The following is a 25,949-nucleotide window of genomic DNA, read 5'->3' as shown; positions in this document are numbered from 1 at the left end:
CTCAGGCCATGATGTTCAGCCCGCCGTCCACGTACAGCGTCTCGCCGGACAGGCGGCGGGCATAGGGGCTGGCCAGGTAGGCGCAGGTGACGCCCACGTCCATGATGTCCACCAGTTCCCCCAGGGGCGCGCGCTGGGCGGCCTCGCCGAGCAGCAGGTCGAAATCCTTGAGGCCGGAGGCGGCGCGGGTCTTCAAGGGACCGGGGGAGATGGCGTGTACGCGGATGCCCCTGGGGCCGAGTTCGTAGGCCAGGTAGCGGCAGCACGCCTCCAGCGCGGCCTTCACCGGCCCCATCAGGTTGTAGTTGGGCACCACCTTCTGCGCGCCGTGGTAGCTCATGGCGAGCAGGGTGCCGCCGTTGCTCATCAGCGGCACGGCCAGGCGCGCCATGCGCACGAAGGAGTGGCAGGAGATGTCCATGGCCAGGCCGAAGCCGGCCGCCGAGGAGTCGAGCAGGCCGCCCTGCAGGTCCTCCTTGGGCGCCCAGGCGATGGAATGCACCAGGATGTCCAGGCTTCCCCATTGTTCGGCGATCGTCTCGAACACGGCATCGAGCTGTTCGTGGCGGGTCACGTCCAGCGGCATGAAGATCGGCGCCTTCAGAGCCCTGGCCAGGGGTTCGACGTAGCCGCGGGTCTTGTCGTTGGCGTAGGTGATGGCCAGTTCGGCGCCCAGCTCGGCGAAGGCCTTGGCGCAGCCGTAGGCGATCGAGTGCTCGTTGGCCACGCCGGTGATCAGCGCCCTGGCGCCATGCAGCAGCGGGCGGGGAGTTTCCTCTGACATATCCGTCGTCCTCAGGATGGCGAGAGCGCCTGCCGGGTATGGCGGGCGATCATCAGTTCTTCGTCGGTGGGCACCACCCAGGCCGATACCGGGCTGGCGGCGCTGCTGATCCGTGGCCCGCCGGCCGCGTTCGCCGCGCTGTCCAGCTCCACGCCGAGCCAAGCGGCGTCGCGGCAGACGCGCTCGCGGATCGTTGCCGCGTGCTCGCCGATGCCGGCGGTGAACACCAGAGCGTCGAGCCCGCCCAGGGCCGCGGCCAGGGAGCCCAGCTCGCGGCCGATGCGGTAGACGAAGAGGTCCACGGCGAGGGCGGCGCCGGGCGCGTCGCTGGCCAGCAGCTCGCGCATGTCGCTGGAGATCCCCGACACGCCGAGCAGCCCGGACTCCTTGTAGATCAGCCGCTCGATGGCGCGGGCGTCCATCTTCAGCTCGTCCATCAGGTAGAGGATCACCCCGGGGTCGATGGCGCCGCAGCGGGTGCCCATGGGCAGGCCGTCGACGGCGGTGAAACCCATGGTGCTGGCCAGGCTGCGGCCGGCCAGCAGGGCGCACAGGCTGGCGCCGTTGCCCAGGTGGGCGACCACCACCCGCCCGCCCGCCGCCTCGGGGGCCAGTCGCGGCAACACGCCGGCGATGTATTCGTAGGACAGCCCGTGGAAGCCGTAGCGGCGCACGCCGCGCCCGGTGATGGCCGGCGGCAGGGCGAACAGTTGGGCGAGTTCGGGCTGGCGGCGGTGGAAGGCGGTGTCGAAGCAGGCCACCTGCGGAAGCTGCGGCGCCCGCGCGGCCACGGCGCGGATCGGCGCCAGGTTGTACGGCTGATGCAGCGGCGCCAGCGGAACGAGCTTTTCGAGCTTCTCCAGCAGTTCGCCGTCCACCCGCGCCGGCCGGGAGAACTCCTGGCCGCCGTGGACCACGCGGTGGCCCACGGCCGTCAGCCGGTAGCGGTCCCGGTAATCCTGCAGGAACTCGACCAACTGATGGGCCGCGTCGTCGTGGCCGAGGCGGGTGCCGTCGGCCCAGCGCCGCTCGCCGAGGATCGTGCCCGCGGGGTCCTTGGCGACGAAGTGCGGTGCTCCGCCGAGTCCCTCGATCTGGCCGCGCAACTGCAGCGCCAGTTCGTCGGGACGCTCGGCGAAGAGCGAGAACTTGAGGCTCGACGAGCCGGCATTGAGGACCAGGATGACGTTCTGCATGATTTCACCCGATCACCTTGCCGGTGCTTTCGCGCCGGGCCTTGGCCACCAGGGTGGCCACCGCGCAGGAGGCCATGCGGGTGGTCAGCGAGTCGGCGCGGCTGGTCAGGATGATCGGTACCCGCGCGCCCAGCACTATGCCGGCGGCATCCGCGCCGGCGAGGAAGGACAGGCTCTTGGCGAGCATGTTGCCCGCTTCCAGGTCGGGCACCACCAGCACGTTGGCGCGGCCCGCCACCGGCGAGTCGATCTTCTTGATCTGCGCCGCCTCCAGGCTGATGGCGTTGTCCAGGGCCAGCGGGCCGTCGAGGACGGCGCCGGTGATCTGCCGGCGGTCGGCCATCTTGCACAGGGCGGCCGCCTCGATGGTGGAGGGCACGGCGGGGTTGACGGTCTCCATCGCCGAGAGGATCGCCACCCGCACCTCCTTCTTCTCCGGGCCGACCTGCAGGGCGTGGGCCAGGTCGATGGCGTTCTGGGTGATGTCCATCTTCTCGGCCAGGGTCGGCGCGATGTTCACCGCGGCGTCGGTGATGATCAGGGCGTCCGCGTGTCCCGGCACGTCCATCACGAAGCAGTGACTGACCCGCCGCGCGGTGCGCAGCCCGGTCTCGCGCCTGACCACCGCGCTCATCAGCTCGTCGGTGTGCAGGCTGCCCTTCATCAGCGCCTCGGCCCGGCCTTCGCGGACCAGTTCCACCGCCCGGCCGGCGGCGGCCTGGCTGTAGGGCGCCTCCTCGATCGGCAGGCCGGCGATATCGATGCCGTACTGCGCCGCCAGCGCCTCGATCCGTTCGCGGGGACCGACCAGGATCGGCGCGATGAGGCCACTCTTCGCCGCGTCCGCCACGCCTTCCAGGGCGCTCTGGTCGCAGGGCCAGGCCACCGCCGTCGGCGTCGGCGGCAGGTTGCTGCAGTAGTCGATCAGGCGCCGGTACTTTTCGTGGGGAGCGGTCATCGGATACCTCCGTCGGCGGGGCGCTCAGGCGCTCCTGGCCGTGGGCTGCCCGACGGCGGGCGCGCGGCCCAGCACGTCGTGGATGCGTTCGAGCATGGCTCGCTGTTCGGCGCTGGGCTCGGAGCGGCGGACGCGCTCGTCCGCCGCCAGGCGCTCCAGCAGGGTCAGCAGCCGCTCGCGTTCGGCCGGCCCGGCCAGCAGGGCGGGCAGGGTGGCGAGGGCCTGTTCGCGCGCGTAGTTGACGATGATTTCCTGCTCGCCGCGGATGCGCCGCCAGGTCTCGGGCGGCAGGCGGGGCAGCAGGTCGGCGTAGTCGCGGACGATTTCCTGTTTGGTCACCAGTCGTGCGAGGGACAGTTCGTCCTTGCGCGCGAGCAGGGCGGCGACCCGGGCGAAGGCCTCGTCGTAACCGCCCTCGCCGATGGCGTCCAGGGCTTCCTGGACGAAGGGCAGTTCCTGCGCTTCGGCCGACGCCGCGGGGGGCGGGCTCTCGTCGAGGATCAGGGAGAACAGGCTGCCGTAGGTCTGGAAGAACAGCGCCTCGCCGGCGGCGTCGCGCAGCGCCCGGTAATGGTCCAGGGACGCGCTGATCAGTTCGGAGGCGAGCCGCTCGCCGTGGTGGGGCAGGTCGTCCCGGCTCGCCACCGGCGCCTGGCGCTGCTTCCTGACCGCCGCGGCGGCCGGGGCCAGCCACCAGAGCCAGGGATTGCGCGCCGAGAAAGCCCAGCGCTGCAGGCGCAGCGGGTGCAACTGGCGCATCAGCTCGGCGGAGCGCTCGCTGGCCATGAGGCGTACCAGGGGGCGGAGGAACAGCTCGTAGCCGCGCTGGTTGAACTCGGACAGCGCGGCCACCGCCTCGAAGGGCTTCTCGTCGACCCGCTGCAGGCGGTTGAGGCGGGCGGAGACGTCTTCCAGGCGGTGCTCGTGGAACTCCACCTCGTATTCCAGCTTGCCGCCCGCGCCGGGACGCTCGTGGATGGCCATGCCGTACAGGCCCGGCGGCAGCATTTCGATGGACTTGAGCACCGAGACGATCTGCGCGTGTTCCTTCCTGGCCACCCGGCCGGAGACGAAGATCCCCAGATGGCCGATGTCCTGGTGCAGCAGGCCGACGATGATCTGGCCGCGCGCCTTGATTTCCTCGGTGCTGGCGTAGATGTCCGCGACCCAGTTGAAGGCCTGCTGCGGCGGCGTGATGTTGTCGCCCAGGGAGGCGAACAGGACGATCGGCGACTTGATGTCGCGCAGGTCGAAGACCGGCTTGCCCCGGCCGGCGCCGGTCTCGCCGGACCAGAGCCGGTTGCCGACGAACAGGTTGCGGGTGATCCACTCGATCTCCTCGCGGTTCATCAGGAAGTAGCCGCCCCACCAGCGCTCGAATTCGAGGAAGCGCGGCGGTTCGCCGTCGATGTTGGCGAACAGGTGGTAGTACTTGTCCCAGTAGGTGTTGGCGGGGTTGAGGTTCTCGAAGTTCTCCACCAGATGGGCGCCGTCGAACAGACCGTTGCCCAGGTCGGAGGCCAGGGAAGCCAGCCAGGTGCCGCCGAGCAGCCCGCCGGCGTAGCGCATCGGATTGTCGCCTTCGCCTTCCCGCCAGGCGCCGCCCCAGTAGGACATGGGCGCGCCGTTGATCACCACCGGCCCCGCGCTGTCCGGGTCGGTGGCGGCCAGCATCATGGTCGCCCAGCCGCCCTGGCAGTTGCCGACCAGCGCCGGCTTGGGGCTGTCCGGGTGCAGTTCGCGCACCTTGCGCACGAAGACCTGCTCGGCGGCGCACACGTCCAGCAGGCTCTGGCCCGGCTCCGGCAGGCGGAAGAACGCCACGAAGTACACCGGGTGTCGCTCGCGCAGGATCACCCCCACCTCGGAGTCGTCCTTGAAGCCGCCGATGCCGGGCCCGTGTCCGGCCCGCGGGTCGATGATCAGGTAGGGGCGCTGCCGCGGGTCCGCCTCCATGCCGGCCGGCGGCAGGATGCGCAACAGGGCGTAGTTGACCGGGCGCGCGAAGGTGCGCCCGTCCAGCACCGTTTCATGCTCGAAATGCAGCAGGGGCGGCTGGCCCTGGCGCACGTGTTCCAGATAGTTGTCGCCGCGCTGGCGCAGCGTGTCCCAGAACAGGATCGAGCGCTGCGCGACGTCCAGGCCATAGCGGCACCAGTCGTTCCACAGGGTCCAGGGGGCGGGGGGATCGGCCGACGCGTCGGCCATTTCCCGTTCCCAGGCCTTGCGCATCCGTTCCTGAAACCGTTCTTGGGCCGTCCGGGCGCGCTTCTCGAAGAGATGCCGGGTCTTGGTGGAAATGGCGTGGCTGCGTGTCAGCCGGGCTGCGAACTCCATGCTCATGCCCCTTTGAGCGTATTTCGGGGCAGAGTCTAGGTGGCGGCGCCGTCCCGGCCATGCCGTTCGTCGCCTTCGACCTGGCCCGGCGGGGTTCGCTGATCGGTGGTGCATGGCCTCCGGCCGGCGCGCGGCGTCGGGCCCTGCCGGATGTCGCCCCACCGGCGCTGACGCGGGCGGGCTGCCTACACTGAATCCGGGCGAAGCCCGGTCCGGGCTTCCCGTACCACGAGGAGGCTCCCATGTTCACACCCGGTCATGCGCATCGCGAGCAGAAGGTGGACAAGCTCAACCGCCAGGCCTTCATCTGCGACGTCTACTACGAGGTGCGCGAAGACGCCAGGGAGGGGGCGATGCTGCACATGCGCATGGAGGGCGAGATCGACGGCCGGCCCTTCGCGGAGGAGTGCGAGCTGCACCGCGACATGGCCTTCGACTTCCTCAACGCGCTGACCCGGATCGCCGTGCGCAACGGCCTGCATCCGCGCTTCGGGCCGGTCCTGCGCGAGCATGGCGAATACGACGCCATGTTCCGGGATATCCGCGACAAGCTGGGCCTGCGCCCGGGCGATCCGGTCGATCTCGGCCACCTGCCGAATGCTTAGGACCTTGCGCCGCTCAGCGAGGTATCCAGCCCAGCAGGACGAACCAGCCATGATCGAGGGGGACCAGCAGGAGGAAGGTGATGGCGGCGAGCGCCAGGCAAAGCCGGATGCCATCCCTGGCCGCTACCTGTCCCATGCCCATGGCGACGACGATCGGCGCTGCCTGGTAGGGCAGCAGCGGCGTGGCATAACCGATCACCTGCGCCATCAGCACGGCAGGCAGGGGTAGACCGGACGCGTCGGCCAGGCTCTGCGCGAGCGGTGTGAACAAGGCCGGCACGCCGTTGGCGGTGACCGCGAAGTTGAGCGCGCTGGCCAGGCCCACCAGGGCGCCGAAACTGTTTCCCGGCCTGGCCGGATCGAGCGGCAGAATCCGCAACAGCCATTCGCCCATGACGGTCCCCAGTCCGGAATGGCTCACGAAAGCCGCCAGGCCCAGGATGCCGGCCACATGAATACAGGTGCGGACATTGACGCCCGCGGCGAATTCCTCGCCGTTCAGGAAGCCGATGCGCGGCAGCAGGCAGAGGCAGGCGGCGGCCAGGCCGATCCAGGCCGGCGAAACACCGTGCACGGCATCGCTCATCCAGAGCGCCAGCGTGGCGATCAGCAGCGATCCCAGGCGTTTCTCGTCGCGGCTCAATGCCTCGGCCGGTGGCGGCGCCTCGATGGGCCGTGGCCTGGCGGGAAACAGCAGGCAGAGACAGGCCACCAGGACAAGCCCCTTGAGCACGCCGAGTACCGGCGCGTGCAGCAGCAGGTATGGCAGGTAGGACAGGTGCACGCCGAAGGCGCTTTCCGCCGCGCCGACCATGACCAGATTCGGAACGTTGGCGGGCAGGATACTGGCCGACAACTGGAAGGTACCGAAGCCGACCGCGAGCGCCAGGGCGATGCGACCGCGGCTGCCTTCGGCCAGGCCGGCGCGCTCGGCCAGGGCCATGACGATCGGCATCAGCAAGGCGATGCGCCCCATGTTGGACGGCATGACGAAGGCCAGGGCGTAGCTCAGCAAGACCACGCCGCCGACTAGGCGGGGCCAGGAGCCGGCGAGGTGGATGGCCAGTGTCCGGGCGATCCGGTCGGCCAGGCCGACCTTGCGGATGGCGGTCCCCAGCACGAAGCCGCTCAGGACCAGCCAGAACGCCGCGGACGAAAAGCCGGAGAACAGGATATCGGGCGGAGCGAGGCGCAGGATCGCGGCAGCCGCGAAGAACAGCAGCGCGACGAGATACTCCGGCAGTCGCGCGGTCGCCCAGAGGCCGATCGTCAGGGCGACGAGGGCGGCGCCCGTCCATGCTTCTTCCATCATCGCGAGGCCTCGTCGTCATTCCCGGTCCGCGAAGGATAATGCCGGCTCATGGGACGAAGAATCCGTGATTTCGCATGGTATCCTTCGCGAAAAACGAAGGATCGCCATGGCCCGCCTCGATCTCGCGGATCTCGACCTGTTTCGCCACATCGCCGAAGCCGGCAGCATCACGGGCGGCGCGGTCCGGGCGCATACGGCGCTGGCGGCGGCCAGCACGCGGGTGCGTGGCATGGAGGCCATGCTCGGAACCCGCCTGCTGGAGCGCAGCCGCCAGGGCGTGACCTTGACGCCGGCCGGACACACCCTGCTCGCCCATGCGCGCAGCCTGCTGGCGCGGGCCGACCGGATGCACGAGGAACTGGGCGCCTTTTCGGGAGGCGCCGGCGCCCATGTCCGGCTGCTGTCCAACACCAATGCGCTGACCGAGTTCCTGCCGGAGGTCCTCGGTCGCTTCCTGGCCGCCCATCCCGGCACGACGGTCGATCTCCAGGAACGGCTCAGCGACGAGATCGTCGGCCTGGTCGCGGAAGGCGCCGCCGATATCGGCATCGTGGCCGGGACCGTCGATACCGGCGCGCTGTCGACCCTGCCGTTCCGCTCGGATCGTTTCGTGATCGTGGCGTCGTCGCGCGACCCGCTCGCCGGCGCCTCCTCCATCGCTTTCGCCGATGTCCTGGGGCGTGACTTCATCGGTCTCGATCGGGCGAGCGCACTGCAGCGATTCCTCGCGGACCGGGCGTTGCGGGAAGGCCGCAGGCTGCGCTTGCGGGTTCAGCTCCGCAGCTTCGACGCCATCTGCCTGATGGCCCAGGCGGGCGTCGGCATCGGCATCGTCCCCGAAACCACCGCCAGGCGTGCCGCGCAGACGATGGCGCTCGCCAGCGTATCCCTGCGGGATGCCTGGGCCCGGCGGGATCTGCGCGTGTGCCTGCGCCGCCATGAGGCGGGCGATACGGCCATCCGCCGCCTCGTCGCATATCTGTGTCCGGGACAGGCCCCGGCATGCGGCGGGATGCCGTTCAGTCCAGCAGGTCCGGCTCCTCGGCGCTGATCCGGTCCCACAGGGGCAGGAAGTTCAGCCAGTCGGCCAGTTCCTTGTCGGGGGCGATGGAGGCCGCCGCCAGCGCGGCGTCGGGGATGACCGGCCGTCCCGCCGCGTAGGCCAGCAGGTGGGTGCGGGCGCTGTCGTCCGCCAGGATGCTGCGCCAGGCGGCGCTTTCCACGCTGGCGCCGGTGGTCCAGAGGCCGTGGTTCTGCCAGATCAGCAGGTCGTTGTCGGCGAAGCTGTCCACGAAGGCCCGGGTCAGCCGTTCCGGGCGGCGTTCCGGGTTGCCCTGTTCGTCGCGCAGGTCGTGGCGGCGGAAGATCGCCTGGCTGCCGGAGAAGGCCGCCGACTCGGCGGTCAGCGGCTCGAACGGGCGGCCCAGGGCGGACCAGGCGCGACCGTGCAGGCCGTGCAGGTGGGCGATGCCCACCACCTCCGGGCGGGCCTTCTGCAGGTGGTAGTGCAGCTTCAGGGCGCCGCTGTTGAGGGGGCCGTCGCCTTCCACCACCCGGCCTTCGCCATCGACCCGCAGCAGGTGCGAGACGCGGAGCTGGGAGAAGGGCACGCCCAGCGGGTTGATCCAGTAATGGTCGGTCTCGATGGGGTCGCGGGCGGTGAAGTGCCCGGCCACCCCCACTTCGAAGCCCAGCCGGGCGAACAGCCGGAAGGCGCCGGCCAGGCGCTGGCGCCGGTGCAGGCGCTCGGCGAGCGGATCGGCCTGTCGCGGCACCCGGTCGAGGCGCAGGCGGTTGTCGGCCAGGGGCAGGGCGTAGATGCTCTGGGGAAAGCGGCGGGTCTGGGGCATGGTGGTTCCTTTTCGACGTGGATCGATCGTCACGGCGCGGTTTCGCCGAGTGTCTGTCGGGCCCGGCGGGTGGCTTCGAGCATCCGTTCGTTGAAGCGGTGGTCGAACAGCCGGGGAATCTCCGGGGCCGCGCCGATCACGTCGATGCTCCGCCAGAAATCGGCCTCGCGCCGGAAGGAGGCTTCCAGCGCCGTCCGCTGTTCCCCGTCCAGGCCGTATTCGGTACGCGTCTTGCGGGCGATCCCGAGCATCACGGCCGGATCGATCCGGGTCAGTTGCCCGCTGACCTCGGCCCATTGCTCGGGATGGCGGCCGACCCAGACCGTGGAATAGGCCAGGCGCCCCAGGAAGTCGGCGATCGCCGCGCGTTTGCCGGGATCGTCGAGGGCTTGTTGCGAGGCGTACTGGATGGTCCAGGAGTCGTCCGGGTTGCCGATCCAGCCCAGCAGGCGCAGGTCGGGGTGCGACTGCAGCACGCTGGCCTGGGGGTCCCAGGTGGCCCAGGCGTCGATGTGTCCGGCGAGCAGGGCGGCCAGGGCGGCGTCGTTGGTCAAATGGAGCAGTTGCAGGTCGTCCAGGCCGAGGTTTTCCTTTTTCAGCGCCTGGCCCAGCAGGTACTGGCTGCCGGTGCCCTTGACCACGGAAAAGCGGGTGCCCCCGAGGTCGGCGATGCCTTTGTAGGGCGAGTCGCCGCGCACCAGGATGGCGGCGCCGGCGCCCGTCGAGACCGCGCGTCCGGCGGCGATCACCTTGATGCCGCTGTCGGTGTTGTTGGCGACCTCGAAGAGGATGCCGGTGGAGCCGCCGTTGCCGCCGATGTCGATGTTGCCGCCGCGCAGCGCCTCCAGGAGCGCCGGAGTGGCGGAGAATTCCGACCATTCGATGCGGTAGGGCAGGTTCTCCAGTTGCCCGGCCACCTGCAGGTAGGGACGGTTGCCGATCTTGTTCGGCGCGCCGACCCGCAGCACCACCCCGGACAGGTCCGGCGCCTCGCCGGCGGACGGGCGGGGCGGCTCGGGGTCCGCGCCACAGGCCGCCAGCAGCGCCAGCGAGAGGAGGATCAGGAGTCTGCCGGGCAGGTTTGCGATCATGCTCATGGGGGATTTCCTGTTGCTCGAAGGGGAGCCGTCCGGCCCTGCTTCAGCGGGCGGCGGTCCAGGGGTTCTGCGGGATCGCCAGGCCGAGGTTTTCGCGCAGCGTGCGCCCTTCGTATTCGCGGCGGAAAATGCCGCGCCGCTGCAGTTCCGGCACCACCTGATCGACGAACTCCTCCAACGGGGCCGGAAAGAAGGGGAACTGCAGGTTGAAGCCGTCGGCGCCGCGCTCCTCCAGCCAGTGCTGCAGGTGGTCGGCGATGGTCTCCGGCGTGCCGTAGACCACCTGGTGCCCGCCGGCCAGGGCGAAGCGCCGGGCCAACTGGCGGATGCTCAGGTTTTCCCGGCGGGCCAGGTCCACCAGCAGTTGCTGGCGGCCGTGCGCGGAGTTGTTGTAGGGCAGCTCGGGCAGCGGGCCGTCCAGCGGGTAGCTGGACAGATCCAGCTCGCCGGCCAGCCGTTGCAGGGGCTTGGCGTCCAGGTCCGCGGGCAGCAGGTCGAGCAGTTCCTGGTATTTCTCCCGGGCCTCGCTTTGCGTGGCGCCGATGACCGGCAGCAGGCCGGGCAGGATCTTGATGTCCTCCGGGTCGCGGCCATGGGCGCGGGCGCGCCGCTTCACGTCGGCGTAGAAGGCCTGGGCTTCTTCCAGCGTCTGCGCCGCGGTGAACACGATGTCGGCGCCGCGGGCCGCCAGCTCTCGTCCGGCCGGAGAGGCGCCGGCCTGGGAAACCACCGGCCGGCCCTGGGGCGAGCGGGAGACATTGAGGGGGCCGCGTACCTTGAAGCGTTCGCCCCGGTGGTTCAGGGGATGGATCTTGGTAGCGTCGATGTAGCGGCCGCCGGCCTTGTCGCGCAGCAGGGCGCCTTCCTCCCAGCCGTCCCAGAGGCCGCGCACCACGTCGTAGAACTCCTCGGCCCGTGCGTAACGCTCGGCATGGGCCAGGTGCCGGTCGAAGCCGAAGTTGCCGGCCTCGTCCTCAATCTGCGAGGTCACCAGGTTCCAGCCGGCGCGGCCGTCGCTGATGTGGTCGATGGTGGCGAACTTGCGGGCCACGTGGTAAGGCTCGTTGTAGGTGGTGGTGGCGGTGGCGACCAGGCCGATATGGCGCGTCACCGCGGCCAGGGCCGCGATCAGGGAGAGCGGGTCCAGCCAGGCCGCCCGGCCGTAGCCGGAATTGCCGCCGTCGGCCAGGGTGTCGGCGGAGATGCCCACGGTGTCCTGGAAGAACAGGGTGTCCAGCCTGCCGCGCTCGGCGGTCTGCGCCAGTTGGATGTAGCGGGAGAAGTCCAGGTCGGTTTCCGGCACGGCGCGCGGATGGCGCCAGCCGCCGATCTGGTTGCCCGGGGTGAACAGGAAGGCGCCAAGGCGCAGTTGGCGTTTTTCGCTCGTCATCGGAGGATTCCTTGCTGGGTCAGAAACGGAAGTCGAGGCCGGCCACCACGCCGATGCCGTCGCCGGGATAGAAGGACGCCGTGTCCTTGCCCTGGGCGTCGTAGACGACGTTGGTGCTGGAGGCGTATTCGCGGTCGGTGAGGTTGCTGCCGTCCAGGAACACCGACCATTTGCGCTGCGGCGCCTGGTAGCCCAGGCGGGCGCCGAGCAGGGCGTAGCCGTTGGATTTGAAGGTGTTGGCGTAGTCGATGTAGTAGTCGGAACGGGCCTGCACGTTCAGGCTGGCGTAGAAGCCGCCGGCCTGTTGGTAGTGCAGTTCGGCCTGATAGATGTGGCGCGGCACGTTGGGCAGGTAGTTGGAGCCGAAGGAGTCGTCGCCACGGAAGCGGAAGTCGCTGAAGGTGTAGGCCTGGCGCAGGCTCAAGCGGTGGCCGCCATGCTCCCACAGGGTCGCCGCCAGTCCGGCCTCCACGCCCTGGTGCATGGTCTTGTCGGCGTTGGAGGTGGTGACCAGCGCCGAGGAGGTCTCGGTGGTGGGACTGAGTTCCACCGTCAGCAGTTCGTCGCGCAGCCAGGAGCGGTAGAGAACCAGGCTGCCGTCGAGGCGCTCCGTCTTGACGCGCAGACCCACTTCCAGGGTGTTCGCCTTCTGCTCCTCCAACTGCTTGACGAAGTTGACCGCGGTGCTGAAGGTGGAAGGCGAGTAGCCCCAGGTGGCCACCGGGTTGATCGAGCGGCTGGCGTTGGCGAACACCTGCAGGGTCGGGTTGAGCTGCCAGCTCAGCCCCAGGCGCGGTGCCAGGCTCCAGTTGTCGTAGTTGACCCGGTCGGAGTAGCCGCTGTTGATCGGTGCCGCCGAATACGCCAACTCGACGTCGCGCCGGACCTGGATGGCGGTGAGCCCGGTCAGCAGTTTCAGGTCGCGGGTCAGGTCCAGGGTATTGCCCAGCACGAACACGTTGTCGTAGGAGCCCTTGTAGCGGCTCTTCTTGGTATGGGTCAGGGAGCCGTCGGCGTTCCTCTGGTAGGCGTCGGTCTCGCCCTTGACGTGCCGGGTGTAGTACCAACTGGCGATGGTCTCGCTGGGCAGGCCGAACAGGGTGTCGTTGCGGATGTAGCGGATCGAGGGGTTGAGGTCGCGGTAATCCGAGGTGCTGGGCGTGGTGCTGTAGCGGTTCAGTTTCTGTGGGTATTTGTAGTAGGCCAGCCCGACTTCCAGCAGGGAATGGTCGTCGATCTGCCAGGTGGTCTTGAGGCCGGCCAGGAAGGAGCCGTACTTGTCCACGTTGCTGCGCGAGACCCGGTAGGCGCTGGTGGTGTCCGAGGGATCGTGGTGCAACCGGGCGCGGGTCAGCGGCGCGGACTGCTCGTGGAACTCCTCGTTGTAGCGCAGGATCAGCCGCGACTCCAGGTCGGGGCTGAAGCGGTAGCCCAGGTTGGCCGACAGGCCCTCGGCCCGCTTGAAGGTCTGCCGCTGGAAGCCGTCGCGGCGGGATTCCTTCACGCTGAAATGGTAGTCGGCGTCGCCCAGGGTACCGCCGGTGCCTGCGAACGCCTTGCGGTAGCCGTACTTGCCGCCTTCGACGTGCACCCGGGTGCCCGGCGCGTTCAGGCCGTTGGCGCTGACGAAGTTGATCGCGCCGCCCAGCGTCACCGCGCCGTAGTCGAAGGCGTTGGCGCCGCGCAGCACTTCCGTATGGTCGAGTCCGAGCGGCTCGAACAGTTCATAGGAGGTGCCGCCCGGCCCGGTCAGCGCCAGGCCGTCGAAAAGAAACTTGATCCCCTCGGTCATGTTGCCCGGCGCCGACTGGATGCCGGAGCCGCGGATGGACACCTTGATGGCATCGTTGCCGCCGACGCTCTGCACGAATACGCCCGGCTGATAGGCCAGGATGTCCTGCACGGTGGCCGCCTTGCCCAGTTCCACCTGGGCGCTGTCGACGACGCTGGCGCCGCCCGGAATGTTTTCGATCCGGGTCCTGGCCTGTTCCGCCGGGGTCAGTCTTTCATGCTGGACGACCACCGTGCCCAGGGTGGGGTTTTCTTCGTTCTTGTCCTCCTGCGCGTACAATTGCCCATGGGCCAATAACAAGGCCATGGCGACTTTGCCCGGCGAACCCCGGAACAGGCCGTCCCGGAACGATGTCGGACGGGCGATCTCATTCATCGTGCGAACTCCTTGTTTCGGCGGCCCCGCCTGTTACGAGGATCTGTCCAGGCAACTTTCCAACATGGAAAAACCAATGCGGATCGACTTTTCGATCGATGGAAATCCCCGTAAGCGGGCAATGATTCGCCTTACCGCGTTTTTCGCGGTTTCTATCGAATAACCTTGAAGCGGTCGTCGGGAACTTCGGCCGTTTTATTCATATGAAGCGACCATGGAAAACATGGCCGCTCGAACTATCGGTCGATAATTCCTCTCCTTGTGATCGGTACGGGAAAAACGACTTTCCGCATCATTCCCCGGCCACTTTCCGCCAGCCGCCGTAGTGGCTCCGGGGAATGGGCAACCCCAGGTTGCCGCGCAGGGTGCCGGCCTCGTAGTCCGTACGGAACAGGCCGCGCCGCTGCAGGATCGGCACCACCTGCTCGGCGAACAGGGTGCTGCCCTCCGGGCCCTGGCCCGGCATGACGATGAAGCCGTCCGCGGCGCCGTTGAGGAACCATTCCTGGATGCGGTCGGCCACCTGTTCCGGCGTGCCGACGATCCGCCCGTGCCCGGCGGAAGCCGCCTGCAGCTTCAGCAACTGGCGCAGCGTCCAGCCTTCCTCCAGGGCGCGCTGGCGGAAGATGCCGTAGCGGCTCTGGCGTCCCTCGACGCTGAGCAGGGCGGGCAGGCGTTCCGCGGGAATCCTCTGGTCCAGGTCCAGGTCGCTCACATCGATGCCGCCCAGGTTGCTTTCCAGGGCTTGGACGGCGCTGCGGCCGGAGGCCTCGAACTGTTGCTCGTCCAGACGCCGGGCCGCCTCCTCGGTGTCGCCGATCAGGGTGCTGAGGCCGGGCAGGATCTTGATGTGGTCGGGATTGCGCCCGGCGCGACGGGTCTTTTCCTTGAGGTCGTCGTAGAACTGCCGGGCCTCCTTCAGCGTGTGCTGGGCGGTGTAGACGCCCTCGGCGAAATGCGCCGCGAACGCCTTGCCGTCCTCCGACGAGCCGGCCTGGAACAGCACCGGCTGGCCCTGTGGCGAGCGGGACAGGTTCAGCGGGCCTTCCACGGAGAAGAACTTGCCCCGGTGGTCGATCCTGTGCACCTTGCCGGCATCGACGGCGAGTCTCCGGTCGGTATCCAGGTAGAGCGCGTCCTCTTCCCAGGAGTCCCACAGCTTGCGCACCACCTCGACGTATTCCAGCCCGCGCCGGTAGCGCTCGCTGTGGGCGGGCAGGGGCGTGGTGCCGAAGTTGCGTTCGCCGGCGCTGGAGGTCACCACGTTCCAGGCCGCCCGGCCGTTGCTCAAGTGATCCAGGGAGAGGATCTGCCGGGCCAGGTTGAAGGGTTCGGTGAAACTGGTGGACACGGTGGACAGCAGGCCGATGTGGGAGGTCACGGCCGCCAGCGCCGCGAACAGGGTGACCGGTTCCGGCCGTGGTGGCGTCAGGTTGTCCACGTCGCTGAACACCGTGTCGGCGACCATGGCGAAGTCGAAACGGGCCTTCTCCAACTGGCGCACCGCCTCCTGGTATTCGGAAAGCAGGGACGGGCGGGCCGGACCCGCCGTCACCACGCCGGCTCGGGAGCCTCCCGGCGAGTTGAGCAGCAAACCCAGTTTCAATGATCCGGGAGCCTTGGACATTTATCGTTTACCTCCTCTGGTCTGGGGCAAAGGGATTCCGGCGCGCTGCGCCGGCAGTCGCGCGGGGCGGCTGCCTTGGCGGGGGCGGGATGGCCGGATTGGCTGGAAAGCTCCCCGCGAGGCCGGGGAGCGACGATGCGAAGGCCGCGCCCGGAGAAGGGCGATACCGGTGGAGTCGCTGGAGGAGCGGAGCGCTCCGAAGAGCCCGGGGCCGCCCGCGCCGTGCGGACACTCGCGGTACGAAAACTCGTCGTACGCAAAGGAAAGGTCGGCTCGGTGGCTTGGCTGCGCTTGCATTCCGTTCCCCTCTTCATGAAACCAGGTCGATGGCTGGTCGGTTGCCTCCAACCGGAAGAGGGGGTCGGCTGGAGTCGAAACTACAGCTATGAAAAATCCCTGTAAAAGTACATTTCTCTCTATAGTTATTATTATTTTTATATATATATTTTTGTCTTAAATTAGTTTTTTGCATTTTGTGGCGGTGGGCGAACCGGCCGCCAGGCATGGCCCGATACGTGCGAAGGCCGTCTCCTGAGACCGGAACCCGTCTGCCGCAACGCGGGAGACAATCGATGACGCGCCCTGGGCAAAAGCCGGCGAATCCACCGAAAACACTGGCCGAATTCGCGATTCGTATCGCCGATTGACCACAAATGCCGTATGGTCGGACACCCCGAGGACCCCTGTCCTCCATTACCAGCCACAAGCCGAGAAATCCCGATGAACAAATCCGAACTGATCGCCAGCGTATCCACCCACGCCGATCTCGATAAGAACACTGCCACCAAGGTTGTCAATGCGCTGCTGGAAACGATCACGGCGGAGCTGAAAGCCGGTCATGAAGTGGGGCTGATCGGGTTCGGGACCTTCAGCGTCAAGGAGCGGGCGGCGCGTACCGGGCGCAATCCCCAGACAGGCAAGGAGATCGAGATCGCTGCGGCGAAAACGCCCGGTTTCAAGGCGGGCAAGGGCCTGAAAGAGGCCGTGAACTAAGTTGGTGCCGGGCCGGCCCTGGCAAAGCCCCGGGTTCGCGCCGGACCGAACGCCCATCCCTTTCGGCGATGCCGCTTTCGCCTCGCGAATCATTGCATGGCATGCGGCCCGGCCAGCGGGATAGGTCCCTGGATGTTCTTTTCCCGTCAGTGCAAGGCCAGGTGCACCAGCAGGCCCGCCAGCGCACAGCCCGCCAGCACCTCGATCACCCCGCGCCCGAAGCGGAACAGCGCGACGGCGGCGGCCGCGGCGAGCAGCGCCGAGGGCCAGTCGAAGCGGCCGGCGGAGCCCTCGGGCCAGAGCACGTGGTAGCCGAAGAACAGCGCCAGGTTGAAGATCACCCCCACCACGGCGGCGGTGATGGCGGTCAGCGGGGCGGTGAATTTCAGTTCGCCGTGGGTGGACTCCACCAGCGGGCCGCCGGCGAGGACGAAGAGGAACGACGGCAGGAAGGTGAACCAGGTGACCAGGCAGGCGGCCAGCGTGCCGGCGAGGAAGGCCTGCTCCGCGCCGAACACCTGGCGCACGTAGCCGCCGACGAAGCCGACGAAAGCCACCACCATGATCAGCGGCCCCGGCGTGGTCTCGCCGAGGGCCAGGCCGTCGATCATCTGCGTCGGGGTCAGCCAGCCGTAGTGGCCGACCGCGCCCTGGTAGACGTAGGGCAGCACGGCGTAGGCGCCGCCGACGGTGAGCAGCGCGGCCTTGGTGAAGAACCAGCCCATCTGCGTCAGGGTGCCGTGCCAACCGTAGAGCGCGGTCAGCAGGCCCATCGGCAGCAGCCAGAGCAGGGCGCCGACCAGCAGCAGGCGCGCCAGCCGCGCGCGGCTGAAGCGCGCATGCGCGGGCGTCGGGCTGTGGTCGTCGATCAGCGCCGGGCCGGAGTCGCGTTTCGCCGCCGCATGACTGTCGGCGCCGAATAGCTCCGGCGCCAGGCGCCCGCCCAGGTGGCCGAGCAGCGCGGCGCCCAGCACGATCAGCGGAAAGGGTGCGTCGAGGGCGAAGATCGCCACGAAAGCCGCCGCGGCGATCGCCCACAGCCAGGCGTTGCGCAGGGTGCGCGAGCCGATGCGGTGGGCGGCGTGGACGACGATGGCGGTCACCGCCGGCTTGATGCCGTAGAACAGCCCGGCGACCAGCGGTACGTCGCCGAAGGCGAGGTAGATCCAGGACAGGGCGATCAGGATGAACAGCGAGGGCAGCACGAACAGCACCCCGGCGATCACCCCGCCGCGGGTACCGTGCAGCAGCCAGCCGAGGTAGGTGGCGAGCTGCTGCGCCTCGGGGCCGGGCAGCAGCATGCAGAAGTTCAGGGCATGCAGGAAACGGCTTTCGGAGATCCAGCGGCGGCGCTCGACCAGTTCCTGGTGCAGGATCGAAATCTGCCCGGCCGGACCGCCGAAGCTGATGAAGCCGAGCTTGAACCAGAAGCGCAGGGCCTGGCCCAGGCTGACGGGCGCGCGGTCCGGTCGGGAGCGGTGCTGGGGCAGGGCGCGGATTTCAGGCATCGGGGACTCTTCACCGGGCTCGGGGGAGCACCGCCGGACCGGGTCACGGTCGGGCGGCGACGCGTGCGACAGCATGCTCCTCACAGTATGGACGGCCCCTGTTTCGTCCGTCTGACCGTCGTCCGGGGCGGACTCAGATCGACAGGTCGACCCGTCGCCGGCTCGTCGGCGGCAGCAGGCTGCGGCGCTTGTTCACCACCAGCTCGCCGATGCGGATCAGTTGCGCGCGGGTGACGTTGCGGCTGAGGCCGAGCAGGTTGGCGGTGTGCACCTGGTTGCAGTGGCAGAAGCGGTAGGCGGTGCGCAGCAGGGCCGCCTCGACCCGTGCGTGCAGGGCGCCGCAGTCCTCCTCGAAGAGCTTCTGGAAGGCGCGCTGCAGCAGCGCCTCGGCCGACTCGTCGGCGCTCGGGGCGGTTTCCTCCTGGCGTTCGATGCGCAGGTTGGACAGGTGCAGGTCGGCGGCGCGGATCAGGTCGTTGCGGCAGATCAGCAGGGTGTGGTGGATGACGTTTTCCAGCTCGCGGATGTTGCCCGGCCAGGAATAGGCGAGCAGCTTCTCCTCGGCGTCCCGGTCCAGGGCGATTTCGCTGTAGCCCAGGCGCCGGCTGTATTCGCCGATGAAGTGGCGGACCAGCGGCAGCACGTCGCCGGGGCGCTCGCGCAGCGGGGCGAGTTCGAGGCTGACCACGTTGAGGCGGTAGTAGAGGTCCTCGCGGAAGTTGCCGGCGTTGATGGCCTTCTCCAGTTGCACGTTGGTCGCGGCGAGCACCCGCACGTCGATGGGGATGCTCTTGCGCGAGCCGAGGCGCACCACCTCCCGCTCCTGCAGCACGCGCAGCAGCTTGACCTGGATCGCCAGCGGCAGGTCGCCGATCTCGTCGAGGAACAGGGTGCCGCCGTTGGCCGCCTCGAACCAGCCGGCCTTGGCGCTGAGGGCGCCGGTGAAGGCGCCCTTCTCGTGGCCGAACAGTTCGGCTTCCACCAGATTTTCCGAGAAAGCGCCGCAGTTCACCGCGACGAAGGGGCCGCCGCGGCGCTTGCTGAGGTTGTGCACGTGGCGGGCCACCAGCTCCTTGCCGGTGCCGGTCTCGCCGATGATCAACACGCTGGCGTCGCTCGGCGCGATCTGTTGCAGGTGGGCGAGCAGGGCCTGCGACTTGGGGTCGGCGAAGACCTGCGCGGTCGCCCGGACCGAGGTGGCCAGCGCGGGGGACGGGGGAAGGGTGAGCAGTTGCATGGTCGACGGCTACGAGTAGAAGGTTGGGGTCGGCAGCGTCCCGTTCAGCGCCCAGTCGCCCAACTCGTGGAGCTTGTAGTCCAGCGGGTCGTGCAGGGTCTGGGTACGCAGGTTGCGCCAGTAGCGATCCAGGCGCAGGGCGGCATGAGTGGCGCGGGCGCCGGTGACTTCGAACAGCCGGCCGGTCAGCTCGAGGCCGACGCGACTGGCGGCGACCTTGGCGGTGGCGATGGCCACCGCGAGCCGGCCGCGTTCCTCGGCGCCGAGGCGTTCCTCCTTGCTCCAGGCCTCGTCGAGCAGCGCATTGGCCCGCTCGGCGAGCAGGCGCACGCTTTCCAGGCCGACCCAGAACTCGCCGAAGTGGCGCAGGGTATAGGGGTCCTCGCCGATGTGCGCGGCGCTGGACTTGAACCACGGCCGGGTTTCCTTGAGCGTGTAGTGACGGGCTTCGGCGAAGGCGCCTTCGGCGATGCCGAGGAACAGGTTGACGAAGGTCAACTGGGCGATCAGCGGGCGCAGGCAGGCGAAGGGCGTGCTCAGCGGACCGGGGTCCAGCAGCAGCTCGTTCTCCTCGACGCGCACCCGCTCGAAGGTGACGTTGCCGCTGTCGGTCTGGCGCTGGCCCATGTTGTCCCAGTCGTCGTGCAGGGTGATGCCGCTGCGTCCGCTGGGCAGCGCGGCGATCAGCAGCTTGCCGCCATTGCTCTCGTCGAGCGCCGAGGCGATCAGCATTTCCGAGTCGGCCGAGCCGGAGCAGAAGCTCTTGCGTCCGGAGAATTCGCGCCAGCCGTCGAACCGGCGGGCGATGGTGCGGGTATCCAGGGGGTTCAGGGCGTTGCCCCAGAACCACTGGTTGCGCGCGGTCTGCTCGAACCAGGGTTGCCACTGGTCCGGACGGGAAAACAGGCGCACGGTGGCCAGCATCAGGTGCTGGAAACCGTAGACATGGGCGATCGAGCTGTCGACGCGGGCGAACTCGCGGACGATCTCCAGGGTCTCGCACCAACTGGCGCCCAGGCCGCCGTACTGGCGGGGGATGGCCAGGGCCAGCAGGCCGCTCTGGCGCAGGGCATCGCGCTGGGCCTTCGGCGTGCCGCCCTGCAGATCGCGCTCGGCGGCGGTCTCGGCGAATTCGGCGGCCAGTTTGCGGGCGATCTGCAGGGGCGGCAGAACCTTGGGTTGTTGGATGGCGGTCACACGCTGTTCCTCTGGCTGTGGTTCGACTGGCCCCAATGACGGCAATCCCTGTGCCATGCCAGGAAGTGCTTTCGAATCAACGGCTTGGCGAATTTCACCAAGCCGTTCCTGTTGCCTCCGGTACTGCATTGTTGAATCGCTGTTGCCGGGGCAACACTTGATCGACTGTTGTCGAGCCAACAGTTGGCCGCTCCCGGGCTGGCGCATCGCGGTCGGCTGGCCCGAAGAATCGATGTGGCTAATCTAGGCGATATAAAAATTCAAGATTAAATATCTTTTTGTTATTTGCTTAAGGGATTCGGCAAGGTTGTCGCCTGGGCGGGCTCAACTGTTGCTCGGGCAACTGTTTCTCCTGCAACACTTGCTCCGCAAAGTGTTGCCGGGAGGACAGATATCCCGCAGCACTGGCGGTAACGGCGGCGGACGAGGGGGCCGGCATGCTCCGCGATCCGTTGGGCTTTTTCTGCAAGATCGCGTTTCTTGTTTGCCGTCTTCCGATATTTCGCCGCAATTTTCTTTGCTGCGGAAGTCGCCGGTGCGCTCTGGCATGGGGCTTGCCGGAAGGATGGACCGCGCATCGCTGCGCCCGCATTCATCCTGAGGCACGCATTCATGAGTCTGGACATCTTCTGGTTCCTTCCCACTTCCGGCGATACCCGCTATCTCGGCAAGTCTTCCTCCGGCCGCCCGGCGACCAACGAATACATGCGGCAGATCGCCGTGACCGCCGAAAGCCTCGGCTACGACGGCCTGCTGATCCCCACCGGCAGCAGTTGCCTGGACCCCTGGGTGACGGCGGCCAGCCTGGTGCCAGTGACCAGCCGCATCAAGCTGCTGGTGGCGTTGCGCACCTCGGTCAGCGGCCCGACCGCCACCGCGCGCCAGGCCGCCACTCTCGACCAGGCGCTGAAGGGCCGCCTGCTGCTCAACGTGGTGCCGGGCGGCGATGCCACCGAACTGGCCGCCGACGGTGTGTTCCTCGACCATGACGAGCGCTACGAGGCGGCCGACGAAGTGCTCACCGTGTGGCGCGACCTGCTGCAGGGCAAGACCGTCGACTTCGCCGGCAAGCACGTCACCGTCGAGGGCGCGAAGAACTTCTTCCCGCCGGTGCAGCAACCCTATCCGCCGCTGTATTTCGGCGGCTCCTCGCCGGCGGCCCACGAACTGGCGGCCAAGCACGTCGACGCCTACCTGACCTGGGGCGAACCGCCGGCGGCGGTGGCCGAGAAGATCGCCGACGTGCGCGAGCGGGCGAAGAAGTACGGGCGCAGCGTGCGCTTCGGCGTGCGCCTGCACGTGATCGTGCGCGAGACCAACGAGGAAGCCTGGGCCGCCGCCGAGAAGCTGATCAGCCATCTCGACGACGAGACCATCGCCAAGGCCCAGGCCAACTACGCGGCCATGGACTCCGAGGGCCAGCGGCGCATGGCCGCGCTGCACGGCGGGCGGCGCGACAAACTGGAAGTCAGCCCCAACCTCTGGGCCGGGGTCGGCCTGGTGCGCGGCGGCGCCGGCACCGCGCTGGTCGGCGACCCGCAGACCGTGGCCGCGCGCCTCAAGGAATACGCCGACCTCGGCGTCGACAGCTTCGTGCTCTCCGGCTATCCGCACCTGGAGGAGGCCATTCGCTTCGCCGAACTGGTGTTCCCGCTGCTGCCCGGCAAGCAGCCGGTGACCGTCGAGGAGGAACTGACCGGCGGCGCCTTCGACGTGCGCGCCACCAAGAGCGAGGCCGCCGCATGAAGGTCATTGACATGCGCTGCCGGCCGGCGTACCTACACGACTTCTTCGGCGCCACCCCAGGCTCGCCCGAGCACGCCGCCGCGCGCTGGCTGAACCGGCGGGTCGGCACCCGTGGCGACGACGCGCACTTCGAGCGTTCGCTGAGCGCCGAGGGCTTTCTCGCCGAGGTGCGCGACGCCGGGCTGGAGAAGGCGGTGGTGGTCGGCCGGCACACTCCGTCCCAGCACCTGCCCAACGACTTCATCCACGAGATCGTCCACGGCCACGACGAACTGCTCGGCATCGCCGGCATCGATCCGGCGCTGCAGGGCATCGAGGGCGCGGTGGAGGAGATCGACCGCGCCATCGACCAACTCGGCCTGTCCGGCATCGACCTGGAGCCGGGCTTCGGCGAACCGGCCCGGCACCCGGATGATCCGCTGTATTTCCCAGTCTACGAGCACCTGGCGGCACGCAAGATCCCGCTGTTCCTGATGTCCGGGCCGACCACCCCCGACCCGGCGTTCAACGACCCCGGCCGGCTGGCCAAGGTCGCGCGCAGCTTCCCGACGCTGCCGATCGTCTGCTACCACGGCTACTGGCCGAACGTGCAGCAACTGATCGGCGTGGCCTTCCGCTACGAGAACATCCTCGCTGTGCCGGACATGTACCTGTTCCAACCGGGCACGGCGGCCTACGTGCAGGCGGCCAACGGCTTTCTCGGCGAGCAGTTGCTGTTCGGCTCGTCCTACCCGTTCCGGCCGATCCGCCAGACCATCGACGACTTCCTCGCCCTGGGCTTTCGCGAGGACGTGCTGGACAAGCTGCTCCACGACAATGCCGCGCGGCTGTTCGGCCTGGCGAAGTAGGGCCGCCGAGCTTCCCCTTGCCCTCTCCCCATCCCTCTCCCGCGGGCGGGAGAGGGCGCTCGAGGCGTCCGCAGCGACTCCCGCGCCCCGCGCCCGATCCCCTATCCTGTTTCCCCCGATCCCCGTCCCCGGAATCCCGTCATGTTCAAGATCCCCCAGGGCTTTTCCACCCGCGCCGTGCACGCGGGCAACGAAATCGACCGGCAGATGGTCACCCATGCCAAGACCCTGCCGATCTACCAGACCTCGGTGTTCGTCTACGACTCGCTGGCGCAGGTCGACGACTTCCTCGCCGGCAATCCCGACAACTACATGTACACGCGCATCGGCAATCCCAATCCGGCCGCGCTGGAAGCGCTGATCCTCGCCCTGGAGGGCGGCGAAGCGGCGCTGTTCGGCGCCTCCGGCATGGCGGCGATCGGCGCGGCGCTGCTCGGCAACCTGGAGGCCGGCGACCACCTGATCGCCAGCCGCGAGCTGTACGGCACCACCCAGAGCCTGATCGAGAAGGAACTGGGCCGCCTCGGCATCGCCTCCAGCCTGGTGGACATCGGCGATCTGGCCGCGGTGGAGGCGGCGATAGGTCCGCGCACCCGGCTGATCTACACGGAAACCGCCTCCAACCCGCTGGTGCGGGTCAGCGACGTGCCGGCGCTGGCCACACTGGCGAAGAAACACGGGCTCAAGCTGCTGGTCGACAATACCTTCCTCTCGCCGGCGCTGTTCCGTCCGCTGGACCACGGCGCCGACCTGGTGCTGCACAGCACCACCAAGTACCTCAACGGCCACAGCGACGCCACCGGCGGCATCCTCGCCGGCGACGCCGAATGGGTCGAGCGGGCGCGGCGCTTCCAGATCAACGCCGGCGGCAGCGCCAGCCCCTTCGAGGCCTGGCTGACCCTGCGCGGCGCCAAGACCCTGGCCCTGCGCATGCAGGCCCACTCGCGCAACGCCCAGGCGCTGGCTGAGGCGCTCGAAGCCCATCCGAAGGTGCTCCGGGTCCACTACCCCGGCCTGCCCTCGCACCCCGACCACGCCCTGGCCCGGCGACTGTTCCCCGACGGCTGCTCGGGCATGCTGAGCTTCACCCTCGACGGCGGCCTGGCCGAGGTCGACCGGCTGATCCGCGCGCTGCGCCTCGCGGTGTTCGCCCCCTCGCTGGCCGGCGTGGCGACCAGCATCAGCCATCCGGGCAAGACCTCGCACCGCGCCCTGGCGCCGGAAGTCCTCGCCGCCCTGGACATCCACGACGGCACCGTGCGCGTCTCCGTGGGCATCGAGGAGGCCGGGGACATCGTCGACGATTTCGTCCAGGCGCTGGAGCGGCTCTGAGCGGCGGCTCCCGCAAGGGGGCATTCATTCGCGACCGGAACCGCGGGGTGGCACCGATCATCGCGGATGAATCTGCTTTCGCAGGTAGCGGACCCGCCCCGGCGCCGCTGCCCGGCGGGCAACAGCGAATGGGCACTTTGCTGCTGAGGGTATTCGCCGGAGTCCGGCCTTTTGATTTAAATATTTGAATAAAAACGGATTTTTTCCTGGCATGGATATTGAGCTGCTAGCTGGCGCGCCTCCACGGAGGAGGGCGCCACGATCAGCCACAGGAACAGATCCATGCACAGCCCCGTCCGCTACCTTTCCTTGTCCATCGCTCTGGCCCTGCCGTCGCTCGCCGCCGGCGAGGGCTTCTTCGAGGATTCCACCTTCAAGGTGTTCAACCGCAACTTCTACATGCGCCAGGACTTTCGCAACGACAGCGGGTTCCGCAACCCGCAGACCGGCGAGAGCAAGCACATGCGCGCCGAGTGGGCGCACGGGGTGACCGCCACCTTCGAGTCGGGTTTCACGCCCGGCCCGGTCGGTTTCGGCCTGGATGTGCGCGGCCTGTTCGGCTGGAAGCTGGACGGCGGCGACGGCCAGGTCGGCGACAGCAACGCCGGCAACGGCCTGATCCCGCGGCGCGGCTACAACTTCGACGGCAAGCCCAAGGACGACTTCGGCAAGGTCGACGTCGCCCTCAAGCTGCGCCTGTTCGAGGACACCGTGCTGCGCTACGGCGATTACCGGCCGGCCAGCCCGGTGATCAACGCCAGCGATACCCGCCTGCTGCCGCAGAGTTTTCGCGGCGCATTCTTCGAGAACACCTCGATCGAGGGCCTGACCCTGGTGGGCGGCAAGGTGGAGTCCGGCAGCGACCGCTCGGCCACCGCCCACAACGGCGATCTGGGCACCGCCTACGGCGGGCGCTTCAAGGAGGCCGACGACTTCATCTACGGCGGCGCCGACTACAAGTACGACGGCCGCTTCTTCTTCCGCCTGCACCACGGCCGGCTCGACGACGTGTGGAACCAGACCGCCCTCTACGGCGACTGGATACAGCCGCTGGGCGGCGGCTGGGGCTTCAACACCGGCTTCAAGTACATCCGCACCCGCGACACCGGCAAGTCGCTGCTCGGCGACATCGACAACGATTCCTGGAGCGCCCACGTCGGCGCGACCCACGGCCCTCACGCGCTGACCCTGACCCACACGCGGATCGACGACGACTCGCCCTTCGACTACCTGTGGAACACCTGGGACTTCTTCCTCAACACCGGCTCGCAGGTCTCCGACTTCAACAACCCCAACGAGCGCACCTGGATGCTGCGCTACGACTACGATTTCGCCGCCCTGGGCCTGCCCGGCCTGACGCTGATCGCCCGCTACCTGCGCGGCACCGACATCGACGGCAGCAAGGTCGGGCCGGGCTACGCCGCCTACCAGAACATCCGCGACGGCCGCCACTGGGAGCGCAATTTCTGGATCAGCTACGTGGTGCAGTCCGGGCCGGCCAAGGACCTGACCTTCAAGATCCTGCAGGCCACCCACCGGGTCAACGGCGACCACACCGCCGAAGCCGACATCGACGAACTGCGCCTGATCGTCGAATACCCGCTGAGCCTGCGCTGACCGCCGGCGGACATCCGCCGACAGTGTTTGCCTGGCAAGTGTGCGCGGCCCAACAGTCGATCAGCAGACTGTATCCCAGGCAAAACCGGCCGGCGCTTCGCCTGCGTCGTATCTTATTGAATATAAGAAGTTTTTTAGGGTGGCACGG

Annotated in this window: 20 protein-coding genes; 7 read left to right on the top strand and 13 right to left on the bottom strand. The window is 68.4% G+C overall.

Translation table 11 applies throughout. The features are described 5' to 3' along the window. Position 1: 1 nt before the first annotated feature. Genes fabI through AVCA_RS20030 form a run of 4 tightly spaced genes read right to left on the bottom strand, consistent with a single transcriptional unit; the run spans position 2 to position 5,275 of the window. A complete protein-coding gene (gene fabI / locus AVCA_RS20045) occupies positions 2 to 784 on the bottom strand; it encodes an enoyl-ACP reductase FabI (RefSeq protein ID WP_015589515.1) in 783 nt (260 codons plus the stop codon). Between the two features lie 11 nt (positions 785 to 795). After that, the gene (locus AVCA_RS20040; RefSeq protein WP_012702891.1) at positions 796 to 1,980 is read right to left on the bottom strand and encodes an acetate/propionate family kinase; all 1,185 of its coding nucleotides are present in this window, start codon (positions 1,978 to 1,980) and stop codon (positions 796 to 798) included. Between the two features lie 4 nt (positions 1,981 to 1,984). Beyond that, entirely contained in the window at positions 1,985 to 2,938 is a 954-nt protein-coding gene (locus AVCA_RS20035; protein ID WP_012702890.1) for a phosphate acetyltransferase, read from the bottom strand. A gap of 24 nt (positions 2,939 to 2,962) precedes the next feature. Further along, the gene (locus tag AVCA_RS20030) at positions 2,963 to 5,275 is read right to left on the bottom strand and encodes a DUF3141 domain-containing protein (RefSeq protein ID WP_231876236.1); all 2,313 of its coding nucleotides are present in this window, start codon (positions 5,273 to 5,275) and stop codon (positions 2,963 to 2,965) included. Positions 5,276 to 5,517: 242 nt separating this feature from the next. Between AVCA_RS20030 and AVCA_RS20025 the strand changes: the two genes are divergently transcribed. Beyond that, entirely contained in the window at positions 5,518 to 5,880 is a 363-nt protein-coding gene (locus AVCA_RS20025; RefSeq protein ID WP_012702888.1) for a DUF5064 family protein, read from the top strand. A gap of 13 nt (positions 5,881 to 5,893) precedes the next feature. Here the strand turns inward: AVCA_RS20025 and AVCA_RS20020 are convergent, their stop codons facing one another. Beyond that, the gene (locus tag AVCA_RS20020) at positions 5,894 to 7,192 is read right to left on the bottom strand and encodes an SLC13 family permease (protein WP_012702887.1); all 1,299 of its coding nucleotides are present in this window, start codon (positions 7,190 to 7,192) and stop codon (positions 5,894 to 5,896) included. Between the two features lie 106 nt (positions 7,193 to 7,298). Here AVCA_RS20020 and AVCA_RS20015 point away from each other — a divergent pair, with 106 nt between their 5' ends. Beyond that, the gene (locus tag AVCA_RS20015; RefSeq protein WP_012702886.1) at positions 7,299 to 8,243 is read left to right on the top strand and encodes a LysR family transcriptional regulator; all 945 of its coding nucleotides are present in this window, start codon (positions 7,299 to 7,301) and stop codon (positions 8,241 to 8,243) included. On the opposite strand, the gene AVCA_RS20010 is transcribed toward AVCA_RS20015, so the two are convergent. From AVCA_RS20010 to AVCA_RS19990, 5 genes are all read right to left on the bottom strand, one after another. After that, on the bottom strand, positions 8,212 to 9,042 hold the full coding sequence (locus AVCA_RS20010; RefSeq protein WP_012702885.1) for a class II aldolase/adducin family protein: 831 nt from the start codon (positions 9,040 to 9,042) through the stop codon (positions 8,212 to 8,214). The genes AVCA_RS20015 and AVCA_RS20010 overlap by 32 nt on opposite strands. 29 nt (positions 9,043 to 9,071) lie before the next feature. Further along, a complete protein-coding gene (locus AVCA_RS20005; RefSeq protein WP_012702884.1) occupies positions 9,072 to 10,139 on the bottom strand; it encodes a PhnD/SsuA/transferrin family substrate-binding protein in 1,068 nt (355 codons plus the stop codon). Positions 10,140 to 10,182: 43 nt separating this feature from the next. Continuing rightward, entirely contained in the window at positions 10,183 to 11,529 is a 1,347-nt protein-coding gene (locus tag AVCA_RS20000) for an LLM class flavin-dependent oxidoreductase (RefSeq protein ID WP_012702883.1), read from the bottom strand. Positions 11,530 to 11,548: 19 nt separating this feature from the next. After that, positions 11,549 to 13,696, bottom strand: coding sequence for a TonB-dependent receptor family protein (locus AVCA_RS19995; protein WP_012702882.1), 2,148 nt, complete (start codon positions 13,694 to 13,696; stop codon positions 11,549 to 11,551). 292 nt (positions 13,697 to 13,988) lie between these two features. After that, positions 13,989 to 15,323: an LLM class flavin-dependent oxidoreductase gene (locus AVCA_RS19990; protein ID WP_012702881.1), complete on the bottom strand. Its 1,335-nt coding sequence runs from the start codon at positions 15,321 to 15,323 to the stop codon at positions 13,989 to 13,991. 720 nt (positions 15,324 to 16,043) lie between these two features. On the opposite strand from AVCA_RS19990, the gene AVCA_RS19985 reads away from it, so the two are divergent. Then, on the top strand, positions 16,044 to 16,316 hold the full coding sequence (locus AVCA_RS19985; protein WP_012702880.1) for an HU family DNA-binding protein: 273 nt from the start codon (positions 16,044 to 16,046) through the stop codon (positions 16,314 to 16,316). 146 nt (positions 16,317 to 16,462) lie between these two features. Here AVCA_RS19985 and chrA read toward each other — a convergent pair whose 3' ends face one another. The 3 genes from chrA to AVCA_RS19970 form a co-directional block, all read right to left on the bottom strand. After that, entirely contained in the window at positions 16,463 to 17,824 is a 1,362-nt protein-coding gene (gene chrA, locus AVCA_RS19980) for a chromate efflux transporter (RefSeq protein WP_012702879.1), read from the bottom strand. Positions 17,825 to 17,957: 133 nt separating this feature from the next. Beyond that, on the bottom strand, positions 17,958 to 19,061 hold the full coding sequence (locus AVCA_RS19975; RefSeq protein WP_012702878.1) for a sigma-54 interaction domain-containing protein: 1,104 nt from the start codon (positions 19,059 to 19,061) through the stop codon (positions 17,958 to 17,960). Between the two features lie 9 nt (positions 19,062 to 19,070). Further along, the gene (locus AVCA_RS19970) at positions 19,071 to 20,258 is read right to left on the bottom strand and encodes an acyl-CoA dehydrogenase family protein (protein ID WP_012702877.1); all 1,188 of its coding nucleotides are present in this window, start codon (positions 20,256 to 20,258) and stop codon (positions 19,071 to 19,073) included. Positions 20,259 to 20,870: 612 nt separating this feature from the next. Here AVCA_RS19970 and ssuD point away from each other — a divergent pair. The 4 genes from ssuD to AVCA_RS19950 all read left to right on the top strand — a co-directional run bounded on the left by ssuD (position 20,871) and on the right by AVCA_RS19950 (position 25,801). After that, positions 20,871 to 22,004 carry an FMNH2-dependent alkanesulfonate monooxygenase gene (gene ssuD / locus AVCA_RS19965; RefSeq protein ID WP_012702875.1) on the top strand — a complete coding sequence of 378 codons (1,134 nt, stop codon included), beginning with the start codon at positions 20,871 to 20,873 and terminating at the stop codon, positions 22,002 to 22,004. Beyond that, positions 22,001 to 22,852 (top strand): amidohydrolase family protein, encoded by an 852-nt coding sequence (locus AVCA_RS19960; protein ID WP_012702874.1) that lies wholly within the window; start codon positions 22,001 to 22,003, stop codon positions 22,850 to 22,852. Before ssuD ends, AVCA_RS19960 begins: the two co-directional genes overlap by 4 nt. Positions 22,853 to 22,993: 141 nt before the next feature. After that, positions 22,994 to 24,184 (top strand): trans-sulfuration enzyme family protein, encoded by a 1,191-nt coding sequence (locus AVCA_RS19955; RefSeq protein ID WP_012702873.1) that lies wholly within the window; start codon positions 22,994 to 22,996, stop codon positions 24,182 to 24,184. Between the two features lie 282 nt (positions 24,185 to 24,466). Then, positions 24,467 to 25,801, top strand: coding sequence for an OprD family porin (locus AVCA_RS19950; protein ID WP_012702871.1), 1,335 nt, complete (start codon positions 24,467 to 24,469; stop codon positions 25,799 to 25,801). Positions 25,802 to 25,949: the final 148 nt, after the last annotated feature.

This window comes from Azotobacter vinelandii CA (genome assembly GCF_000380335.1).
GTDB classification, from domain to species: Bacteria; Pseudomonadota; Gammaproteobacteria; order Pseudomonadales; family Pseudomonadaceae; genus Azotobacter; species Azotobacter vinelandii.
The sequence above is the reverse complement of the archived record's forward strand: the minus strand, read 5'-3'. Positions and strand labels throughout refer to the sequence as shown.

Coding starts and splice junctions, on each gene's coding strand:
- AVCA_RS20005 (WP_012702884.1), bottom strand. CDS start 10,139: ATGAGCATGATCGCAAACCTGCCCGGCAGACTCCTGATCCTCCTCTCG.
- AVCA_RS20020 (WP_012702887.1), bottom strand. CDS start 7,192: ATGATGGAAGAAGCATGGACGGGCGCCGCCCTCGTCGCCCTGACGATC.
- AVCA_RS20010 (WP_012702885.1), bottom strand. CDS start 9,042: ATGCCCCAGACCCGCCGCTTTCCCCAGAGCATCTACGCCCTGCCCCTG.
- AVCA_RS19955 (WP_012702873.1), top strand. CDS start 22,994: ATGTTCAAGATCCCCCAGGGCTTTTCCACCCGCGCCGTGCACGCGGGC.
- AVCA_RS20000 (WP_012702883.1), bottom strand. CDS start 11,529: ATGACGAGCGAAAAACGCCAACTGCGCCTTGGCGCCTTCCTGTTCACC.
- AVCA_RS20035 (WP_012702890.1), bottom strand. CDS start 2,938: ATGACCGCTCCCCACGAAAAGTACCGGCGCCTGATCGACTACTGCAGC.
- AVCA_RS20040 (WP_012702891.1), bottom strand. CDS start 1,980: ATGCAGAACGTCATCCTGGTCCTCAATGCCGGCTCGTCGAGCCTCAAG.
- AVCA_RS19975 (WP_012702878.1), bottom strand. CDS start 19,061: ATGCAACTGCTCACCCTTCCCCCGTCCCCCGCGCTGGCCACCTCGGTC.
- ssuD (WP_012702875.1), top strand. CDS start 20,871: ATGAGTCTGGACATCTTCTGGTTCCTTCCCACTTCCGGCGATACCCGC.
- AVCA_RS20015 (WP_012702886.1), top strand. CDS start 7,299: ATGGCCCGCCTCGATCTCGCGGATCTCGACCTGTTTCGCCACATCGCC.
- chrA (WP_012702879.1), bottom strand. CDS start 17,824: ATGCCTGAAATCCGCGCCCTGCCCCAGCACCGCTCCCGACCGGACCGC.
- AVCA_RS19995 (WP_012702882.1), bottom strand. CDS start 13,696: ATGAATGAGATCGCCCGTCCGACATCGTTCCGGGACGGCCTGTTCCGG.
- AVCA_RS19990 (WP_012702881.1), bottom strand. CDS start 15,323: ATGTCCAAGGCTCCCGGATCATTGAAACTGGGTTTGCTGCTCAACTCG.
- AVCA_RS19950 (WP_012702871.1), top strand. CDS start 24,467: ATGCACAGCCCCGTCCGCTACCTTTCCTTGTCCATCGCTCTGGCCCTG.
- AVCA_RS20025 (WP_012702888.1), top strand. CDS start 5,518: ATGTTCACACCCGGTCATGCGCATCGCGAGCAGAAGGTGGACAAGCTC.
- AVCA_RS19985 (WP_012702880.1), top strand. CDS start 16,044: ATGAACAAATCCGAACTGATCGCCAGCGTATCCACCCACGCCGATCTC.
- fabI (WP_015589515.1), bottom strand. CDS start 784: ATGTCAGAGGAAACTCCCCGCCCGCTGCTGCATGGCGCCAGGGCGCTG.
- AVCA_RS19960 (WP_012702874.1), top strand. CDS start 22,001: ATGAAGGTCATTGACATGCGCTGCCGGCCGGCGTACCTACACGACTTC.
- AVCA_RS20030 (WP_231876236.1), bottom strand. CDS start 5,275: ATGGAGTTCGCAGCCCGGCTGACACGCAGCCACGCCATTTCCACCAAG.